Consider the following 20,324-nt stretch of genomic DNA (forward strand, 5'->3'; position numbering starts at 1 on the left):
ACTGCTTTCTCACGTATTCTCTAATTTAGAACAAAAGCCGTGAATTATTTGACCCAGATATTTAATAGTTTTAAGACAAACTCGATTTTAATTTATTGCCTGCAAATTTTGATTGTACTCACAGGCACAACTTTAGGTTTGCTTTCGCTAGGCCATAACGAGCTGATTGTTCCTGTGACTTTAGGAGCAATTGCAGCAGCGTTAACCGACTTTGATGATCGCTTAAGTATTCGACTACGTAACTTGGTTTATGTCTGCCTCCTCTTTTTTACAGTCAGCAGTATTCTTGGCTTTTTAGCTCCCTACAAAATTTTCTTTATTTTATATCTTTCTATTTCTAGTGCTTTTTTCATTTTATTAGGGGCGTTAGGGCAACGCTACGCCACAATTTCGTTTGGCACTATTTTGCTTTCCATTTATAGCATGTTCGGTTTAGGAGAATATACACACTGGTATCAACAGCCTACCTACTTTGTTTATGGCGCTTTGTGGTATGGCTTCACTTCTATTGTGTTTTTTATTATTAAACCAACCCTTCCCTTACAAGATAAGCTCTCACAAATTTTTAAAGAAATTTCTGTTCTACTGCAAACAAAAGCACGTTTGTTTGATCCCGACAATAAAGAGAACGTAGAACAACTCTTATATGAATTATCTTTACAAAATACGCAAGTTGCCCAAAGTCTTAATCAAATACGTAGCTCCCTACTCACTCGACTCAAGGCTTCTAGGGTAAGTAATAAAAGTATTTATTGGCTAAACCTGTATTTTTTTGCACGGGACATTCACGAGCAAGCAACCTCTAATTATTTACATTACGAGCATATTCAACAGAACTTCAGCCGTAGTGATCTTATTTTCCGTTTCCAAAAAAACCTGCGCCTACAAGCACAAGCGTGCCAAGATCTAGCTCAGTGTATTTTGCATAATCGGCCATCTCAGCCTTCGCAAGAAAGTCGGACGGTATTGAACCATTTGGAAAGTTCTTTAAAGGACTGGATACAGCAGCATCCACAAAACTTTGAAGTTAAAAATTTAAGACTTATTTTTGATAATTTAAAAGGCATGCATGAACAGTTTGAACAACTACAATATGCACAGCCCTTCCCTGAAAATAATACCCAAACAAGACAAGAACACTTAAATTTACTTGATGATGATATTCAAGGGTTTTCAGATCTGATCTTAAAACTCAGGCAACAGCTTACACCACAGTCGGCCTTATTTAGACATGCCATACGAATTGCAGTCGTTTTCGCCGCAGGTTATGCGATTTCATTATTACCCTTTGCACAGCATGGCTATTGGATTTTACTGACTAGTTTGTTTGTCTGTCAGATCACTTATTTTGCGACTAAAAGCCGTCTTAAACTAAGAACTATTGGCACCTTACTCGGTGTTTTATTAGGAATACCGATTCTATATTTTGTACCGAGTATTGAAGGTCAGCTCATCATTACGATTATTTGCGGAGTCTGTTTTTTCTATTTACGGCAAAAGAAATATGCTTTGGCTACACTTATGGCCACCCTCATGGTGCTATTAATTTTTAACCTAAAAGGTGCAGGCTACAGCATTATTTTACCTCGCCTGATAGATACGCTGTTAGGCTGTTTTATTGCATGGCTTGCCGTAAACTTTATTTGGCCTGATTGGAACTTTCGCAATATTCCCAACAATATTAAGAAAAGCAGCAAAGCAACATTAGATTATTTCAATGTGATTGTTGAGCAATATCAATATGGCAAAAATCAAGATATAGAGTACCGACGAATTCGTCGTGCTGCTCATAATGCTCAAATCGAGCTGTCGAACATGATCTCGAGTTTAAGTGCTGAACCGAATCCAAATCCTCAACTCATTCATTACGCTTTTCGCTATTTGGTTTATAGCCACAGCCAGTTGAGCTATGTGGCAGCGTTAGGTAGCCAACGGCAGAAAATTGAGGATCAACAGGTATTACAGCTCTTACTAGATTGTCAGCACATTCTTAATCAGAGTTTATTTGAACAAGCTTCTGTTGACTTTAATTTTCTTGAGCGAACTTTAAAACAAATTCAAAATCTAACAACGCATGAGCACTTTTCGGAAAGCTATACTCTAGTCTTAAAACAAATGAGTTTACTATTAGAAACCCTACCTGAACTCTTAACTTTAAAAGGTAAGCTTTTAGAACAAGAGATTAAATAGCTATAACACTTTATTGAGGATAAAAAATGGACTTTCCAAAGATATATAAATTTCTATCTGCCACTTTTTTATTGCTGAGTAGCACATCATATGCATTTGAAATAAATGATTTAAAAAAGATTATAGAGTGTCAATCAGATCAAGAAACTTATACCAGTTTTGCTTCTGAATATGATGAAAATTTATCAGCGCTTGGCTTTAAAAGAATTGAAGATTCAGACCAACCTTTCATTTATTTATATAAAACTAATCAACCCATTGAACTGTTTGGTTTAAAGACAAACGAAATTGCCCTAGCTGGCCAAGGTATAACTGCCGTTTTTCGTAATGTAAATGTTCAACAACTTTCAAAGAAATTTAATATTCCTCAGCATCCAGACTTTAAAACATTACCTTTTTTTAGAGGTGTTCGCACTGTCAAGACAGAACCTGCAACAGCAGATTCTTTTACTGTTTATCATAATCTCAACTTATCAGAAATGACCGGAAAAAGTCCGATGACATTATTAGGTTGTACTTATGAAACAGACCACGAGGAAATGGAAAAAATGTTAAAAGAATAGCCAAAAAAACCGGAATATCGATTCCGGTTTTTTTAATTTAATCATTTCCTTCGAGCTTTCTTTCTTGCATTTCCTGCTTTAAAGCACTTCGTGGTTGACTAAACCAAAGAGCAATAAAGGTAAATGCAGATAATACAAAGGCCCATAAATGAAATTGTATATAGAGATAACGCACCAACTCAATCATTGCAAAGAAACTCATCATCAATAGCATCGAAACTGCCGCTGCAACAGTTCCTTTTGATACTTCAGATGACATGAGTGCAAAGCGATATAAGACTGAAAAGCTAATTCCCTCACCAAAACAGATGAGCGTCATGCCTGTAAGCAAACAAGGAATTAAATAGGTTTGCCAAACTACACCCAATATTAAAATAAGTGTCCCAATCAGCATAATCGGTAAACCAATCAGAATGGTCTTACCTAAAGCGAGACGGTCAATAATTTTAATTAAAACAATATTCCCGAGAATGAGACCAAGAAACACTGGAAATTGAGCCAAGCCATATTGCACACTGGTGAGCTTTAATTCATCTACCAAAATGATTGGAGATAAAGCAATCCAAAGCATTAAAGGCATGCCCACCAACGGTAAGGCCAGACTTAAGCCTAAAAAACGGCGGTTAGTAAACACCTTTTTAAAATCATCAAAAAGATAACTAAAAGGTTGTCGAGTTACACTAGCCTGCTGACTTGGCATCTGTTTTTTCAAACCGACCCAACTGAGTAATGCTAATACAGCAATGGCGACAAAGCCCCAATGCCAAGACACATAATCAATTAAAAAGGCTCCAAGTACTGGCCCCAACAAAGGTGCAAGTAACGAGATATTTGCCATGAGTGCAATAACTTTAATTGCATCACGCTCAGCAAAACTCTCTTGAATAGCGGCATAACCGACTGCGGAGATTACGGTTAAGCCAATTCCCTGCAAAAATCTTAATGCTAGAAACTGTTCTATTTGCCGTGTTAGTAAAATTAAAAAACAGCACAAGGCAAAAAACAAAACCCCTGCTAGCAGTACTTTTTTACGTCCGAGACGATCTGACAACGGCCCAAGTAACCATGCAACCGTGGCACCACCTAATAAATAAAATGACATTGAAGACGGCGCCCAAGTTGCACTTACACCAAAATCTTGAGTAATTGCCAACATTGCTGGCTGAATAAGGTCATTGCCAATATAAACCGCAAATTCAAATAGCACTAAGGCCAAAGGAAACATCAACGTTGTACGGTTCAACGTTGTCGTTTGAATATTTTTCATGAGTTGTACACTTCAAAATAGCGGCCAAAATGTCTCAGTAACTACATATTGAAATAAATAATGTAGTCCTGACGATGACAGTATGGTCTATCAATCTTTAGATAAGTTTTTATATGCCGTGAGAGTGCATGTTTAGAATGTGAAACACCGTATTCACAAGGTGTCTAAAACGAGAAAAAATGTATGACGTGAGATTCGGTAATTTTACCAATTGGCACAATTGCCGAGCGCAACAATAGCACTTTTTAAATTGATCAGCAATCATGCAATTTCAAGAAGCTTAAATTTCAGTTTTTTGTACTAAAAGACCCACAAATTCCTGTTGTGCACAAACTCAAAGTTATCCACATATTCGATAAAAAATTAAGCATTAAGGGCAAGGATTAACTTGAAAGTCTGGGGCATCTTGTCCTTGTGTACATTGATAGCTTTGCTTTTTATTCACGATTTTCCAGACTTGCTGGTCTCGTTTTAATAAATATTCTGTACGGACTTTTGTTATTGCATCTTCGCTAGGATCTGTCTGTAAAATAGTGACTTGAGCATTAGAGGGATCATCGGCAGCATTCATTTGCTGTGAAATATCCAAATTGTTTGCATCATTTAAAAGATCGGGCTGATCAAGTAATACTGCTTGTATCGGACTATCCGCAAGTTGGGCAGAAGAATTTTTCGCTGGAGTACACGCCGTTAGCGTTACAAGGCTAAAAGCAATCAGCAAACTCATTTTTCTCATACGTGATCTCTTAGATTTACCCAAACTTAATGCTAAAGACTACAAATACTTTTTTCCGTTCAACATTGTAAACGGATTTATAAATATAAAGCTTTTCTTCAAAACAAATAACTCAGAATAAAATAGCAACCCAATATTATTGATTTTTAGTCAACAATATTTTTCAAATTCATGCATTTTTCAACAAGAGTAAATTCCGTAAAGTACACATCAAATTTAGGAATTTAATTAGAGTGACTCCCATGAGTAAGATTTTAGTGATTAATGGTGCCAAACAATTTGCACATTCAAATGGTGAATTAAATGACACATTGACCACACTCGCAACGACCCATCTCACGGAACTTGGCCATGAAGTTCAAATGACCCGTGCCGATAGCGATTATGATGCCGAAAATGAAGTTGAAAAATTCTTATGGGCAGATGTCGTTATTTACCAAATGCCAGGTTGGTGGATGGGCGCGCCTTGGACAGTTAAAAAATATATTGATGATGTATTTACTGTAGGTCATGGTTCACTTTACGCAAATGATGGTCGTAGTCGTTCTGATGCATCAAAAAAATATGGTTCAGGTGGTTTAATTCATGACAAAAAATATATGCTGTCATTGACTTGGAATGCACCAATGGAAGCATTTGACGATGCAGATCAGTTCTTCCACGGCGTAGGCGTAGATGGTGTTTATTTACCATTTCATAAAGCTAATCAGTTCTTAGGCATGGGCACATTACCGACTTTTATTGTAAACGACGTGATTAAAATGCCTGACGTTGATAGTTATGTTGAAGAATATAAAGCACACTTGAACACTGTATTTGCAGCAGCTTAATAAGGAAAAATCCATGCTAACCATTATTGCAGAAATTCGTACCAAATCAGCTGGACAGCATCGTCAAAACGTATTGGATGCATTCCAAAAAATTATTCCAACAGTTTTAGCAGAAGATGGTTGTCATGGTTATGAACCTTTAGTTGATCATATCTCGGATGCGAGTTTTCAAACTAAAGAGCCTGACACCATTGTGATGTTAGAAAAATGGGCAAGTGTTGCTCATCTTGAAGCACATTTGGCTACACCTCATATGCAAGCACATCATGAAGCAGTTAAAGATGATGTCATTGATGTCAAAATTAAAATTTTAGAAAGCGGCGTATAATTTAGCCCATAAAAAAAGACGATATATTTATCGTCTTTTTTGGTTTTAAGAACAAAGCTGTGTTTGGAACCCTCTTGAGCCTTTCCCTCTCGCACACTGATAGCTTTTTTGCTTATTCTGCAATTGCCATTTTTCATCGACTAATTTAAATGCATATTCTGTTCGAATGGCAGAGACAGAGTCATCCACTAAACCTGTTTGAATGACAACAATACGGGAAACAGTTGGAGATTCTACTCGGTTAAACACTTGCTGAACTGAGGTGTTATTGTGCTCTTTTACAATCTCAGGCTGAGCTTTAATTACTTGTTGCATTGGGGTTTCGGAACCCACAAAAGGAATTAATTTACTGGTCGTCGCACACCCAGTGAAAAGTCCAGCACAGAGCGCTGAAATTAAAAATAAACGTTGCATTTTTATCACCAAAAACAAAAGGCATAGCTTTATGATGCTATGCCTTGCTCGGTTACTCTGTAGAAACTATGTAGTTCTAAAGACAGCTACTCTTTTACAGACCAAATAATTGTTCTTGCTCAATCAACTTTAACGACAATCGTTTGATAAAATTAATTTCAATTACACATAACAAATAGGGTCATTATGCAACTGACTTATGCGGGACAAGTTTTCTTGGTGGTCGTTGCAGTTTTGATGATTTGGTCATTTGTACTCACCAAGTTTTGGATCAAGCGGTTAGCTAAAAATCGTAAAAGTAATAAGTTTGAATTCGCTTATTTATTTGCTGTGGTTTTTAGTATTAGTGCTTTATTTTTCCCATTTACTTATTGGGTTTCTCAGGCAGTGTACGGCTTAGCAACCAAACCAACTTACGATGCAACGGTAGTGAACTATACTTCTGAATGGGTAGATACTGAACGTACCGACTCAAATGGACGTAAATATAAGACTAAAACACTGATGCATACTGCTCAGGTTCAATTTAAAGATAATCAAAACAGAACTCTAACTTTAGACAACTCAGTTCGCTCTGGTGATGTGCCTGTAGTTGGTGAACATATTACTGTTGTTTATGAATCTGGTGATCACACCGCACAAGAAAAGAGCTGGCGAACAATTCTATTGTTTGCGGCTGCTTTATTTATGCTGTTTATTTTAGGTTATGTGTTGCTCATGATTATTGCTTATAGCCTAAAGCGCAACATGGAACCTTATAAAACATTTGCTAGTACTTTAATTTTTAGAGTGACGCTTCCGTTAGGTACAACGGCGATGTTTGCAATGTTGTCTTATTCTATTTTTGCCTATTTCTTTTTAGGTAATCCGCGTAACTTACCTGTGTGGGCCATTGGAATTTGTAGCTTCTTTGCTCTTTGTCTTTTACCGCTGATTTATCATATTTTGACGGGTTGGAAAGCTTATAAAAAATGATAGATTAAAAAAAAAGCGCATCTTTCGATACGCTTTTCACAAAGATTCTTTTATTTAATCAAGTATTAAAGATCAAATAATTTACCTGGGTTCATCAAACCATTCGGATCAAATACTTTCTTCAAAGCTTTCATATATTCAATTTCTTCAGGCGAACGTGAATATTCCAAATACGGTTTTTTCGTCATGCCTACGCCATGCTCAGCAGAGATTGAACCATCGTATTTTTTCACGGTATCGAACACATATTTATTAACAACCTGACACTTCGCAAAGAACTCATCTTTGGTTAAGTTTTCAGGTTTTAAAATATTTAAGTGCAAGTTACCGTCACCAATATGACCGAACCAGCAAATTTCAAAGTCAGGATAGTTCTCTTGAACAATTGCATCAATCTCACGAATAAATGCAGGTACGTGAGTAATTAATACTGAAATATCATTTTTATATGGAGTGAACGGCGCGATTGATTCAGAAATATCTTCGCGTAAACGCCACAAGCTTTCTACTTGGTCTAGGCTCTGGCTCATTACACCATCGTGTACCCAACCCTGCTCCATACAATGCTCGAAAATTTCCATTGCTTTATCGATAATCGGCTCATATGGCGCTTCAAACTCAAGCAATACATAGAACGGACATTGAGTTTCAAATGGGCGTTGTACATGTCCATGATCTAAAACTTTTTGCATTGCAAGTTCACCAAAGAACTCAAATGCAGTTAAATCGATATCTTTTTGGAATGCATGTAATACAGGCATCACTGCATCAAAATCAGGAACACCTAGAACTAAAACTTGTAAGTTTTGTGGTTGACGCTCAAGTTTAATTTCCGCTTCAGTCACTAAACCTAATGTACCCTCACCACCAATAAACAAATGCTGCAATGCATAACCAGTTGCATTTTTAACCATACCTTTGTTTAAACGTAAAATATCGCCTTTACCAGTGACAACGGTTAAACCAAGTACCCAATTACGTGTCATGCCGTACTTAATGACTTTAATACCGCCAGCATTAGTTCCGATATTACCGCCAATCTGGCTAGAACCCGCTGATGCGAAGTCAACCGGATAATACATCCCTTGTTCTTCAGCATAATTCTGCAATTGTTCAGTCACAACACCAGCTTGTACTCGTACCATACGATCTGCTGGGAAGAACTCAAGAATCTGGTTCATTTTGTCCATGCTAATGACAATTTCACCATTGGTTGCTACAGCGCCCGCAGAGAGACCAGTACGACCGCCTGACGGTGTAATCGCGATATTAAACTGGTTCGCAAGCTTTACAACTGCCTGAACTTGTTCAGTGGTCGATGGAAAAACGATGACCGATGGGTTCGGATTAAAATGCTTGGTATGATCTTTACCCCAGTTTTCGAGACTATCAGCATCGGTTTTAATACGGTTTTCACCAACGATTGCTGTTAATTGGGTGAGTAACTCAGGTGTTAAAGCGACTGGAGCATTCATCGTTTGCAGACCTAGCAAGAAGTAAACTATGGTGGGACTATGACTTCATATTTTCAGGGTTTTCACCTGAGCAAAGCCATAATGTTCAAGGAACTCCTATATTCTACATGCAACAGCTCAAGCGATAAAGTTCAGAATAGAGATACTGTCACTACAAAACATGTTTAACGTAAATAAATGCTTTCCTATAAGACTTTCAGAGAAAAATCTCATTTAAATCCCATACGAAACATATTCTAAATTACCAACCAGCCATAAATAGAAGTGATTAGACATAGATAAAATTGCCATAAGACGATGGCGCAAACGAAATATCTATAGTACCGACCATTATGTTATGATAGCGCCACCAAATTTGGCCTTTGTAGCGGAGCCGTAATGAGCCAACATCTTTCACTACCTAAAGATAAAATCCGTTTCCTTTTGTTAGAAGGCGTTCACCAAAACGCAGTCGATACTCTAAACGCTGCGGGTTACACCAATATTGACTATCGCAAAACTGCTCTTGAAGGCGAAGCGCTAAAAGAAGCTGTTAAAGATGCTCACTTTATTGGTATTCGTTCGCGTACCCAATTGACTGAAGAAATTTTCGAAGCTGCAAATAAATTGATCGCAGTGGGCTGTTTCTGTATCGGAACAAACCAAGTTGATCTTAAAGCAGCAATGGCACGTGGTATTCCTGTATTTAACGCACCGTATTCAAATACGCGTTCGGTTGCAGAACTTGTACTTGCTCAAACGATTCTTCTTCTTCGCCGTGTTCCTGAAAAATCGGCGGCTTGTCATCGTGGTGGTTGGGATAAGTCTGCTGTCGGTTCTTTCGAAACTCGTGGCAAAACTTTAGGTATTGTAGGTTACGGTTCTATCGGTTCTCAGCTTTCTGTTCTTGCTGAAAGCTTAGGTATGCATGTGATTTATTATGATGCAGTGACTAAATTACCAATGGGTAATGCTCGCCAAGTTGGTTCGTTAGACGAACTCTTAGCGACTGCTGATGTAGTTACATTACATGTGCCTGATGTTCCATCTACACGTAACTTCTTCACTAAAGCACAATTTGCAAAAATGAAAGAAGGTGCAATCTTCTTAAATGCTGCACGTGGTACATGTGTAGTAATTGAAGATTTAGCAGATGCAATCAAATCTGGTCATATTGCTGGTGCAGCGGTTGACGTATTCCCTAAAGAACCAAAAGCAAATGGCGAAGAGTTTGTTTCTCCACTTCGTGGCTTAGACAATGTGATTTTGACTCCTCACGTTGGTGGTTCAACCATGGAAGCGCAAGCAAACATCGGTTTAGAAGTTGCAGAGAAATTTGTTGCTTACTCTGACAAGGGTATGACGCTTTCTGCGGTAAACTTCCCAGAAATCGCGTTACCATTGACTGCTGGTCAACACCGTTTATTGCACATCCACAAAAACGTACCGGGCGTATTGTCTAAAATCAACAACTTGTTTGCTGAACAAGGTATCAACATTTCTGGTCAATCACTCATGACTAAAGGTGACATCGGTTACCTCGTAATGGACGTTGACGCTTCTGCTTCTCACGAAGCTTTAGATATGTTGCATGAAGTTGAAGGTACAATTCGCGTGCGCGTATTGTTCTAATACGAACTGTAAATTTAAAAGCCACAGCATTGTCTGTGGCTTTTTTATGGACATTTACATTATCATGTGAAAAGTATACCAATCGATCTAATAATAAAATGTCCATTTCAAGCCAAAAAACTCAGCTACACGCTTTGGGCTTTCTCATTCTTGCCATGTTAAGCGTTCAAAGTAGTGCATCCTTGGCTAAATTTCTGTTCCAGAGCTTTCCTACCCTTACCGTTTCAGCAATGCGCTTATGCTTAGGTGCAATTATTCTTGCCTTTATTTTTAGAATTTGGCGAATTAATTATAGTCAGGTCCGTTGGAAAGCTATTTTAGCGTATGGTTTTGCTCTTGCAGGAATGAATGCTCTTTTTTATCTATCGATTGAACGATTACCGATTGGTATTGCAGTTGCTTTTGAATTTATTGGTCCCTTAAGTGTGGCCTTATATCACGCACGCCAAAAATATGATTTTGTCTGGGTCAGTTTAGCGATTGTTGGCCTCGTTTTACTTTTCCCTTTCAATCAAGCTCATAGTCTAGATTGGATCGGAGTATTATTTGCGGTTAGTGCTGGCGCATGTTGGGCACTTTATATTATTGCTGGACAAAAACCTTCAGGTATTTCAGGCAATCACACTGTGTGTTTAGGAATGAGTGTGGGCGCATGCATCTTATTACCCATTACTTTTTTCTCAGGCTCAATAGGGCAAGTTATAGAGCTCCCCTCTCTTTTTTATTTTATTGGTTTGGCAATTTTAGCCAGCGCATTACCGTTCTCTTTAGAAATGCTAGCCCTACGTAATTTAACACCCTTAAGTTTCGGAACCTTGATGAGCCTAGAACCCGCAGTTGCTGCACTTTCTGGTTTTATCTTTTTAGGTGAATATTTGTTATGGAACCAATGGTTGGCACTTGCAACAATTATTGTAGCTTCTGTCGGTTGTACCATAACTACCCAAAAAGCACGTCTGGAACGTGAAAAAACAGTAAGTTAAATCAACTAAAACTGCAAGTTAAAACATGGCATTCGCTATAATTGACCATTGTTATTTTTAAATAATATTAGATGAGGCCCTAGGGTATTTCCATGCAGAATCTTCCCATTATTGCTGTGCTATATATGATTCTGTCGATGGTCTCATATCAAATCAGTGCTTCATTTGCTAAGCAGCTTATTGCCATATTAGACCCTCTCACCGTTACAGCTTTAAGGTTGAGCTTTGCAACGATTATTGTCGCGATCATGTTCCGTTCATGGAAAATCTGGTCGCGCTTACCCTATTTAAAATGGCGTGATTTATTGATGTACTCTGCGTCTTTGGGTCTCATGAATATTTTATTTTATACGTCGCTGGGCAAGTTACCTCAAGGGATTGCCGTCGGCTTAGAATTTATTGGTCCATTAGGTCTTGCTCTACTTTCGATTAAACAAAAGAGTGACTACATTTGGGTAGCATTTGCGATGTTAGGTATTGCTCTGATGGTTCCTTGGCAAGACCCAACACAACACCACTTTTCCTATGTCGGTGCTGCCTGCGCGTTAGGGGCTGGATTTTGCTGGGCCTTCTATATTTATTTTGGTCAAAAAGTTGTGACCCAAAATATAGGGATGCATGCTTTAACCATTGGGATTGGATTATCTGCCCTAACCTTACTACCAATAGGCATCTGGCATAATGCTCCTGCATTACTTGAAACGCAGTATTGGGGTAAAGCTTTACTTATTGCTGTCTTAGCGACTGCTATTCCATATGCACTTGATTTAATGGCACTCAAACAACTCACTAAATTAACTTACGGCACCCTAACGAGTTTAGCACCAGCATTGGCAGCATTAACGGGTTTCTTATTACTTCACGAAGAAATCAGCATGCTGCAATGGATGGCTTTAGCTTGTGTAATGCTGGCATCGATTGGGGTAACTTTAAGAAGTACTAAAAAAGTAGCATAGTTAAATACTATTGCTGCTTTTTATACTTTTTATATTCCTTTAAATATTTATTACCCAGCGTTTCTTTTTCACTGTCTTTAAGAATTTTTCCTGCTTGTTGGAAAAATTTATGCTCTTCTTCTTTTAAATGGTGATGGACTGTTTCACTCAACTGTTTGGCGATTGCTAACCAGCTTGGGCTACTCATATCGGTTTTTTCGAGCTGCTCGACCAACTCATCCATTTCATGATGCTCAGATAAAGCATGTCTTGTAATATCTAAACCAACATCATCAAACATTAAAGGAATATATAAATAACGGTCTTCAGCAACTGAATGGGCATACAATTCATTTTTTAATGCATCAAATAATTCTTTTCTTTCTTCGGTTAAACCATGTGTCTGAATAAGTTGTTCGGAAAGGCTACGTTGATTTTCATGGCTTTCTCTTAATGCTTCGAAAATATTCATTCTCTTCCTCATTTTTAGCTAAAAAATCTTTTTTATTTCAAGGTTTATCATACGTTGAAATTTATAATGTTTAAGTAGCTTAAAATGAGACTATTTTTTACACAGTTTTCTTTCTAGTAAACTTCTGTAATGATTTTTATATTTCTAGCTTTAAATGATACATAAAAGTATGAACTGCATTTTATGGACAGCTCATACTTTTAATCTTATTTAACCCGTAACAAACATTTGATAGCCCAAACGGCAAATCAAAATACTCACTAAAATTAAAAAGATAATACGAACAAATCCACTTCCGTATTTAAGCGCGGTACGTACCCCAACAACAGAACCAAGCACGTTTGCAACTGCCATCATTAGACCAATGTGCAAAATAGCGTGACCTGTCGGAATTAAAAAACTCAGAGCAGCTAAATTCGTCATAAAGTTACCGATTTTTGACAAAGCTGAAGCATGTAAAAAATCGACTTGTAAAAAACGAATAAAGAAGAAAATAAAGAAACTACCCGTACCCGGACCAAAAATACCGTCATAAAAACCGATTGCTAAACTACCAATAGCAGCCAAAATCAGCATTTTATTAGTAATTTTTTGCTCAGTATGAACCTGTCCGAAGTTCTTTTTAACTAGCGTATAAATTGCAATCACAATCAACATTACGAATACGAAAGGTCTTAATACAGATTGAGGAATTAACGATAAACAAGCGGCGCCAGCAAACGAACTAATCAGCGCACAAACAGCAATGACTGCTAAAAGCTTCCATTGCAACTTTACTCTTTTTGCAAAGGTATAAGCAGCCGATGCAGTACCAAAAATGGATGAGACTTTATTGGTACCAATTACGGTAGCAGTCGACATGTTAGGGAAAGTGCTCATGATCCCGGGAATCTGGATGAGTCCACCGCCACCCACAGCAGCATCAATTGCTCCAGCAGTAAACGCAAAAAAGATCAAACTCAGGATAACATCCCATTCCATGCCCATGCTCTATACTCTACATATACTACAAATTTAAGATACGCTTAGGTACCAACCGTTTTCTATCAGTAATCTCAGCTAAACCTAGACAGCGCTCATCTGAAAAAACTAAAACTTCTGCTTCTGCAGAATGCTCAATATTGCTTTCTAAACCATTGCAAAAATACTTTTCACGCCCTTCAGGCACCTGAATTTTTAAGAAATGATCAACTGGAGCATAAACTGGAAGTAGCAAAGCTTCTCTTTGCTCTTCTGTCAGACTTTCCAGATATTCAATGGTATAACTCGGAATGAGCTCAAAATGTCCTGTTTGAGTCCGGTTTAGCATCGTTAAATGCCCACCACAGCCAAGTGCCTCACCAATATCTTCGCCCAGTACACGAATATATGTTCCTTTAGAACAAGTTACATCCAAAGTGATACTATTTTCAGTAAATTCAATTAACTCTAAGGCATAAATTGTGATTGGACGCGCTTCACGCTCAATCTCGATACCTTTTCGGGCAAGTTCATATAACGGCCTGCCTTCTTTTTTCAAAGCCGAATACATTGGCGGAATTTGTTGAATATCACCTCTAAATTTTTCTAAGGCTTGTTCAATAAGCTCTTGGCTGAGCACAGGAACAGAGCGCTCCTGTAGAATTTCCCCTTCCACATCACCTGTCGTTGTGGTTTGTCCCAATCGAACGGTGGTTTGGTAGCGCTTTGTTGAGTCCAACAAATAGTGTGAGAACTTGGTGGCCTCTCCCAAACAAATCGGGAGTAAACCTGTCGCCAATGGGTCTAAAGCTCCAGTATGACCTGCTTTTTGGGCACGGTATAACCAACGCACTTTTTGCAAAGCCGCATTTGAACTAAGCCCTAATGGTTTATTTAATAGAAATACACCACTAATATGGCGACGAGAAATTTTTTGATTTTTTGTCGTCATTTTTATTGGAACACAAAGCTAGAAAAAAGTGCCGACATGTTAGCAAATTCGGCAAGATATTTTCACAATATTTAGGTGCCTTTTCACTTATTTTATGGCACATTAATGATCGAGTAAAAAAACAACAAATTAAAACTTAAGGAAGATATCTTTATGCAAGGGATGCAGAAGAAGGTATTGTGGTGCGTGCTCGGATTTTTTATTTTGAGCCTCATTGCATGTGTCTATTGGTTAAGTCCTGACTCAAAAAAAACATCAGCCCAAGTCAGTGAAAATACAGCTCAAAATTTAGCATCAGCTCCACCCAAAGATCGTCTATCGCTAAATGAAGATACTTACCATAGTAAAAGTCAGCAAGACACCGAAGTTAACTGCCAGTTAAAAATTGATAGTTCTCAACATTTGGTCGTAAATAGTCAAACCCGCGACTGTTTTGAATATTTTATTACCCAATATGGAGAAAATGATTTAGAACAAATCAAAAATCACTTTGGGAAATTTATTCAAGGACAATATTTAGAGCCAGCTCGTTCACAGATTATGGACTTATGGACCCGTTATTTAAAATATCGTGAACAACTTGCTCAAATCCAAACGCCATCAGCAAAACAACAAGATAAAAATTATTTTCAAAAGATCTTTAATTCAATTCAGGATATAAGAAAACGCTTCTTTTCGACCTCTGAAATTGAAGGACTCTTCTCTAACGAAGATATCTATCAGAACTATACGCTAGATCGAATGCAGATACTTGAGGACTCATCTTTAAGCGAAATTGAAAAAGCGCGAAAACTTAAAGAACGTTTTGAAGAACTTCCAGAAGACTGGCAGCAAAACCTGCAAGAACTTTCTAAACTTGATGATTTACATACACTGACCAAACAAATTAAAGCTCGCAAGGGTTCAGCAGAAGAACTTCGGCAAATGCGTACAGCACTTGTGGGAGCCGAAGCGACTCAAAGATTAGAAACTTTAGATACAGAGCGGAATGCTTGGCAACAAAGGGTCAACAGTTACCTGGGTGGACGAGATGAAATTCTTAAAAGCAATATGAGTGATAGTGCTAAAAACCAAGCAATACAACAATTACGCCAACAACAATTTAACTCATCACAAGAACAACTAAGACTTCGAACTTTTGAAACGGTCCATGATCAGGGAGGTGAACTGCCATTTAATTACTAAGCCTTTCCTTTTTTGGGAACTGGCTAAACATTCACTAGCAGTAGAAAGCTGCTTTTCATACAAAATAAAAATAGTGAGTAAAAAATGAAAAGGAAGTTAATGTTTTTCTGCGCTGCAATGCTCTCAGGACTGAGTATTTCAGCGGCCCATGCAACAAATGCTGAACAAGTTAAAAGCTCGTTCGTATATTCATCTTATGCACAAACAAAATATCCAATGGTTTTTAACCACGGTATGGCAGGCTTTAGCCGAGTTGGAACAGATACACTTGGCCTCGATTACTGGTACCAAATTCTTCCTGATCTTGCTCGTAATGGAGGAAATGTCTGGGCTACAAGAGTCTCACCATTTAACTCAACAGAAGTGCGTGGGGAACAACTTGCACAGCAAGTAGAAGAGATTATTGCCATTACTGGTAAGCCTAAAGTCAACTTAATCGGTCATAGCCATGGGGGTCCAACAATTCGCTATGTAGCCGGTATCATGCCAGAAAAAGTTGCCTCACTTACCACGATTGGTGCACCTCATAAGGGTTCACCAATGGCAGATGTCATTCTGAACGTTGAGGGTACTCCTCTTTCAGGCTTGGCAACGTTAGTAAACTGGTTTTCAGCAGCAATTACTTGGGCAGGAGGCCTAGATCCGACTAGCTATCCGCATGACTCTTTAGCAGGCGCCCATAGCTTATCAACTAAAGGTTCAGCTCAGTTTAATGCTCAATTCCCTATGGGTGTACCCACCACTTCTTGTGGAGAAGGAACATACCAAGAGAAAGGTATTTATATGTATTCTTTCTCTGGAAATAAAGCTCTGACTAATCCATTAGATCCATTTGATATCGCCCTTACAGGCAGTAGTTTAGTGGTCGATCCATTTGGTGATAATGATGGTCTTGTTTCTCGATGCAGCGCCAAATTTGGTAAAACAATTCGTGATGATTACAACTGGAATCATTTAGATGAAGTCAATCAAGTGCTGGGAATTCGTTCTATTTTTGCCTCAGACCCTGTCTCGGTTTACCGTCAACATGCAAACCGTTTAAAGCTACAAGGACTATAATTTTTAAACAAAAAAATGCGCCAAAAGGCGCATTTTTTTACTCGGTATAAGCTTACGCTTTACGAGCTGGTAATTTTTCACGAATACGTGCAGCTTTACCAGACAAGTCACGGAGGTAGTAAAGTTTAGCACGACGAACGTCACCACGACGTTTCACTTCGATTTTAGCAACAACTGGTGAGTGAGTTTGGAATACACGCTCAACACCAACACCGCTAGAAATTTTACGAACTGTAAATGCAGAGTTTAAACCACGGTTTTTCTTCGCGATTACAACACCTTCAAATGCCTGAAGACGCTCACGCTCACCTTCTTTTACTTTAACTTGGACAATAACAGTGTCACCAGGAGCAAAAGCAGGGATATCAGTTTTTAACTGTGCATTTTCAATAATTTGAACTAAAGGATGTTTACCACTCATTGTGGAATCTCCAATATGTGCGGAGTCAGAAGAGGTCTGAGGTTCCGCTGGGGATAGAGGCTAAAGCGCATATCAACCCGTTTATCTTTCCCTTTACGACAACATGTCTATAAAGAGCCTTAGAATATACATAAAACTATTCATTAAATAGAATCATGCTTTAACTCGAAGCATTGCTTCTCGTTTTGTTGCAGAACTTTCGTTCCCGAGAATAGCGGTTAAGAATTACCACCATTCCTTTTAGCATCTTTTAGCCATTTTTTCTGCTGCTTATTCAACTCTACTTTTTCAGCCAACTCTGGTCGACGTTCTAAAGTTCGTTGATACCGCTGCACAAAACGCCACTTTTCGATATTGCCATGATGTCCAGATTTTAAAACTTCCGGTACATCCAGCCCCTCAAAATGGTCTGGCTTTGTATATTGTGGACAATCTAAAAGACCATCAACAAAAGAATCTTGTACTGCTGACTGTTCATCTGACATTACATTCGGCAAACGACGAATAATACTGTCAAGTAACACCATAGCGGGCAATTCACCACCTGATAAAACGTAATCACCAATTGACCATTCCTGATCAACATAATGCTGGATCAAACGTTCATCCACTCCCTCATAACGTCCACACAGTACAATTAAGCCGTCGTAATCAACAAACTGCTGTACTGCCTGTTCATTTAAGGTTTTGCCTTGTGGAGACATATACACCACAGGAACATGAACATGTCCTGCTTGTGAGGCAAGCTGTTTGGCATGCGCTATTGCTTTCGCTAAAGGCTCAGCCATCATCACCATCCCAGGGCCACCACCAAATGGACGTTCATCCACTCTTTTGTAGTTTCCCTCAGCAAAATCACGAGGATTAATACAAGTGACTTGTACAATATCCCGTTTTGCCGCACGTCCGCTGATGCCGTAGGCTGTAATCGCTTCAAACATTTCAGGAAAAAGCGTAATGACTGCAAAGAACATCACAGACTCCTCTATTTTCCTGCTGTATTAATCCTAAAAGGATTAATAATCTACGCCCCAATTGACGTAAATACGACCAGCTTCAAGATCAACACGTTGTACTACATCTTTATGCCAAGGAATCATGCGTTCTTCTGAATCAATGCTGTCTGGGGTAGCATGTACCACCATCACATCATTGGCTCCAGTTTCAAACAACTCATGAATTTTACCTAAGTTTACTTCCTGCTCTTCATCATCAAGACCAAACACTGTTAAGCCTTTTAAATCTGACCAGTAGTACTCATCTACATCTGCTTTTGGCAGTTGAGACTTAGCAATCCAGATATTAGCGCCAACCAAGTTTTCTGCTCCAGTGCGATCACTCACATCCTTCAAAGCAACAACTAGGCCTTTGCCATGTGGTTTCCAACGTTTTACATCTATTGTTTGCCAACCGGCCTTGGTCTCAATGTACCAAGGCAGGTAGTCAAACATGTTGCTCATAGGTTCTGTATTTGAATACACCCAGAGCCACCCATTCAATCCATAAGCTGAACGTAACTGTCCAATCTGAATACGATCTTCGGGAACATTCTGTGTCGATGTCATGGGCTACCTACTACAAAAAAATTATGCAGTAACTTTTTTAGCTTGAGCAGCTAAAGAAGCAACACGTTCAGAAGGTTGAGCACCTTGAGAAACCCAGTGAGCAAAACGGTCTGCATCTAAACGAAGTTTTTCTGCTTGACCTTGTGCAGTCGGGTTAAAGAAACCGATACGCTCGATAAAACGACCATCACGTGCATTGCGGCTATCAGTCACAACGATTTGATAGAATGGACGTTTTTTTGCGCCGCCACGTGCTAAACGAATAACAACCATGATAAAAGCCTTATAATTCTTACGGATTATCCCTGCGCCGACCATCGGCAACACTTCAAACCCCTTTCATAGAGGGCAACATTCTACGTGATTTTTGCCCTGAAAGAAAGATTAAATTTTGAGTTATCCGCAGTTTTGAATTTAAATTAGCGACCATCCCAATTTGATGTAGCTGAGGCTGTACAAGACTGACCTTTAGTCCAACATTTCTGCCCTTCACTGTTCAAAAGTACAGTCCCGTTTCCAGCTTGAATCGTATTTGTTTTAGGAGTTGCTGTAAGCGTCCATGTTTGAGAATTTGTGACTAATGCAATAGTATAAATTGGATTGGATGCTGGATAATCTTTACTAGCTAAACCATTATCTAGCATTGCACTAGTATAATTATGATTAATCACATAATAACTTTGTAGACGCTGTGCTGTTTGCATCATTTCACTTTGCACATCTGCACGATTTCCACGAATTTTATACTGTGTATATGAGGGATAAGCAATTGCTGCCAAAATTGCAATAATAGCAACCACAATCATTAGCTCTATGAGGGTAAAACCTTCATATTTTTTCATTACCATGTCTCACTATTACTACCACAGTTTGTATATGCGCTGACTACATCTTTAACTTTTGTCATACAACGAAAACCATCACTGTTTATAAGTAAATCATAGTTATTAGCTTGCCTAGGTTCGCCACTACTATCCTTAGCACGCTCAACAACAATGACCCAACTTAAGCCCTGTACTTTCGCTGAATCTGTCGTCTCTTTATCATCAGAGTCCTTTAAAATAGATAAAGGTAAATGCTGGCTGCCATCTAATAGAGTCAATGTGTATTTTGCTGTAGTTGCTGTAGCACTCAACGGCAACAGCAATTTACCCGTAGTTTTATCATAAGGAGTGACCGCTCCAGCATTATAAAGGTAAGTCGCATCAAAACCTTTATAGCTAAAGTTTTTAGCTTTAAAACGCTCTAACTCCGTAGCAATATGCTGAGCCTCTTGTTTTGCTACGGCTAGATCTTTTTTTTCAATGTATCGCGTATAACTTGGATACGCGATAGCAGCTAAAATCGCAATAATCACCACAGTGACCATTAGCTCAAGCAGAGTAAAAGCTCGTTGTTTCAAC

Annotated in this window: 23 protein-coding genes; 10 read left to right on the forward strand and 13 right to left on the reverse strand. The window is 38.5% G+C overall.

Features of this window, described 5'->3' with window-relative positions; genetic code table 11:
- Window positions 1-39: 39 nt before the first annotated feature.
- Window positions 40-2,190, forward strand: coding sequence for a YccS family putative transporter (yccS, locus tag FY048_RS08225; protein WP_446090800.1), 2,151 nt, complete (start codon window positions 40-42; stop codon window positions 2,188-2,190).
- Window positions 2,191-2,216: 26 nt separating this feature from the next.
- Window positions 2,217-2,753: a hypothetical protein gene (locus FY048_RS08230; RefSeq protein ID WP_446090801.1), complete on the forward strand. Its 537-nt coding sequence runs from the start codon at window positions 2,217-2,219 to the stop codon at window positions 2,751-2,753.
- A 37-nt stretch (window positions 2,754-2,790) separates the two neighbouring features.
- On the opposite strand, the gene craA is transcribed toward FY048_RS08230, so the two are convergent.
- Complete coding sequence (craA, locus tag FY048_RS08235) at window positions 2,791-4,020, reverse strand: chloramphenicol efflux MFS transporter CraA (protein WP_446090802.1); 1,230 nt, start codon at window positions 4,018-4,020, stop codon at window positions 2,791-2,793.
- A gap of 370 nt (window positions 4,021-4,390) precedes the next feature.
- Entirely contained in the window at window positions 4,391-4,756 is a 366-nt protein-coding gene (locus tag FY048_RS08240) for a hypothetical protein (protein ID WP_005301067.1), read from the reverse strand.
- A gap of 242 nt (window positions 4,757-4,998) precedes the next feature.
- Here FY048_RS08240 and FY048_RS08245 point away from each other — a divergent pair, with 242 nt between their 5' ends.
- Together FY048_RS08245 and FY048_RS08250 are read left to right on the forward strand one after the other, a co-directional pair.
- The gene (locus FY048_RS08245) at window positions 4,999-5,586 is read left to right on the forward strand and encodes an NAD(P)H-dependent oxidoreductase (protein ID WP_446090803.1); all 588 of its coding nucleotides are present in this window, start codon (window positions 4,999-5,001) and stop codon (window positions 5,584-5,586) included.
- Window positions 5,587-5,599: 13 nt separating this feature from the next.
- The gene (locus tag FY048_RS08250) at window positions 5,600-5,914 is read left to right on the forward strand and encodes a putative quinol monooxygenase (protein ID WP_446090804.1); all 315 of its coding nucleotides are present in this window, start codon (window positions 5,600-5,602) and stop codon (window positions 5,912-5,914) included.
- Window positions 5,915-5,959: 45 nt separating this feature from the next.
- On the opposite strand, the gene FY048_RS08255 is transcribed toward FY048_RS08250, so the two are convergent.
- A complete protein-coding gene (locus FY048_RS08255) occupies window positions 5,960-6,328 on the reverse strand; it encodes a hypothetical protein (protein WP_446090805.1) in 369 nt (122 codons plus the stop codon).
- A 186-nt stretch (window positions 6,329-6,514) separates the two neighbouring features.
- On the opposite strand from FY048_RS08255, the gene FY048_RS08260 reads away from it, so the two are divergent.
- The gene (locus FY048_RS08260) at window positions 6,515-7,303 is read left to right on the forward strand and encodes a xanthine permease (RefSeq protein WP_446090806.1); all 789 of its coding nucleotides are present in this window, start codon (window positions 6,515-6,517) and stop codon (window positions 7,301-7,303) included.
- 65 nt (window positions 7,304-7,368) lie between these two features.
- Here the strand turns inward: FY048_RS08260 and FY048_RS08265 are convergent, their stop codons facing one another.
- Window positions 7,369-8,778, reverse strand: coding sequence for an FAD-binding oxidoreductase (locus tag FY048_RS08265; RefSeq protein WP_446090807.1), 1,410 nt, complete (start codon window positions 8,776-8,778; stop codon window positions 7,369-7,371).
- Between the two features lie 378 nt (window positions 8,779-9,156).
- On the opposite strand from FY048_RS08265, the gene serA reads away from it, so the two are divergent.
- The 3 genes from serA (at window position 9,157) to FY048_RS08280 (ending at window position 12,328) form a co-directional block, all read left to right on the forward strand.
- Window positions 9,157-10,389: a phosphoglycerate dehydrogenase gene (gene serA, locus FY048_RS08270; RefSeq protein WP_042895382.1), complete on the forward strand. Its 1,233-nt coding sequence runs from the start codon at window positions 9,157-9,159 to the stop codon at window positions 10,387-10,389.
- Between the two features lie 98 nt (window positions 10,390-10,487).
- Window positions 10,488-11,372 (forward strand): EamA family transporter, encoded by an 885-nt coding sequence (locus FY048_RS08275; RefSeq protein ID WP_446090808.1) that lies wholly within the window; start codon window positions 10,488-10,490, stop codon window positions 11,370-11,372.
- Window positions 11,373-11,464: 92 nt separating this feature from the next.
- Window positions 11,465-12,328 carry an EamA family transporter gene (locus tag FY048_RS08280; protein ID WP_446090809.1) on the forward strand — a complete coding sequence of 288 codons (864 nt, stop codon included), beginning with the start codon at window positions 11,465-11,467 and terminating at the stop codon, window positions 12,326-12,328.
- 7 nt (window positions 12,329-12,335) lie between these two features.
- Here FY048_RS08280 and FY048_RS08285 read toward each other — a convergent pair whose 3' ends face one another.
- The 3 genes from FY048_RS08285 to truB all read right to left on the reverse strand — a co-directional run bounded on the left by FY048_RS08285 (window position 12,336) and on the right by truB (window position 14,691).
- Window positions 12,336-12,779, reverse strand: coding sequence for a hemerythrin domain-containing protein (locus FY048_RS08285; protein ID WP_016140019.1), 444 nt, complete (start codon window positions 12,777-12,779; stop codon window positions 12,336-12,338).
- Window positions 12,780-12,989: 210 nt separating this feature from the next.
- A complete protein-coding gene (locus FY048_RS08290; RefSeq protein ID WP_016140018.1) occupies window positions 12,990-13,766 on the reverse strand; it encodes a sulfite exporter TauE/SafE family protein in 777 nt (258 codons plus the stop codon).
- Window positions 13,767-13,785: 19 nt separating this feature from the next.
- Window positions 13,786-14,691 carry a tRNA pseudouridine(55) synthase TruB gene (gene truB / locus FY048_RS08295; protein WP_446090810.1) on the reverse strand — a complete coding sequence of 302 codons (906 nt, stop codon included), beginning with the start codon at window positions 14,689-14,691 and terminating at the stop codon, window positions 13,786-13,788.
- Between the two features lie 153 nt (window positions 14,692-14,844).
- Between truB and FY048_RS08300 the strand changes: the two genes are divergently transcribed.
- Both FY048_RS08300 and FY048_RS08305 read left to right on the forward strand, forming a co-directional pair.
- A complete protein-coding gene (locus tag FY048_RS08300) occupies window positions 14,845-15,876 on the forward strand; it encodes a lipase secretion chaperone (RefSeq protein WP_446090811.1) in 1,032 nt (343 codons plus the stop codon).
- Window positions 15,877-15,993: 117 nt separating this feature from the next.
- A complete protein-coding gene (locus tag FY048_RS08305; RefSeq protein ID WP_336167309.1) occupies window positions 15,994-16,935 on the forward strand; it encodes a lipase family alpha/beta hydrolase in 942 nt (313 codons plus the stop codon).
- Window positions 16,936-16,987: 52 nt separating this feature from the next.
- On the opposite strand, the gene rplS is transcribed toward FY048_RS08305, so the two are convergent.
- The 6 genes from rplS to FY048_RS08335 form a co-directional block, all read right to left on the reverse strand.
- Window positions 16,988-17,356 carry a 50S ribosomal protein L19 gene (gene rplS / locus FY048_RS08310; protein WP_016140014.1) on the reverse strand — a complete coding sequence of 123 codons (369 nt, stop codon included), beginning with the start codon at window positions 17,354-17,356 and terminating at the stop codon, window positions 16,988-16,990.
- A gap of 218 nt (window positions 17,357-17,574) precedes the next feature.
- Window positions 17,575-18,330 carry a tRNA (guanosine(37)-N1)-methyltransferase TrmD gene (gene trmD, locus FY048_RS08315; protein ID WP_446090812.1) on the reverse strand — a complete coding sequence of 252 codons (756 nt, stop codon included), beginning with the start codon at window positions 18,328-18,330 and terminating at the stop codon, window positions 17,575-17,577.
- 42 nt (window positions 18,331-18,372) lie between these two features.
- Window positions 18,373-18,921, reverse strand: a complete 549-nt coding sequence (gene rimM / locus FY048_RS08320) for a ribosome maturation factor RimM (RefSeq protein WP_016140012.1) — start codon at window positions 18,919-18,921, stop codon at window positions 18,373-18,375.
- A gap of 21 nt (window positions 18,922-18,942) precedes the next feature.
- Window positions 18,943-19,194, reverse strand: a complete 252-nt coding sequence (rpsP, locus tag FY048_RS08325) for a 30S ribosomal protein S16 (RefSeq protein ID WP_016140011.1) — start codon at window positions 19,192-19,194, stop codon at window positions 18,943-18,945.
- Between the two features lie 146 nt (window positions 19,195-19,340).
- On the reverse strand, window positions 19,341-19,763 hold the full coding sequence (locus FY048_RS08330; protein WP_446090813.1) for a type IV pilin protein: 423 nt from the start codon (window positions 19,761-19,763) through the stop codon (window positions 19,341-19,343).
- The gene (locus FY048_RS08335) at window positions 19,763-20,323 is read right to left on the reverse strand and encodes a type IV pilin protein (RefSeq protein WP_446090814.1); all 561 of its coding nucleotides are present in this window, start codon (window positions 20,321-20,323) and stop codon (window positions 19,763-19,765) included. The genes FY048_RS08330 and FY048_RS08335 overlap by 1 nt, the downstream gene beginning before the upstream one ends.
- Window position 20,324: the final 1 nt, after the last annotated feature.

This window comes from Acinetobacter sp. 1124_18A (assembly GCF_052824995.1).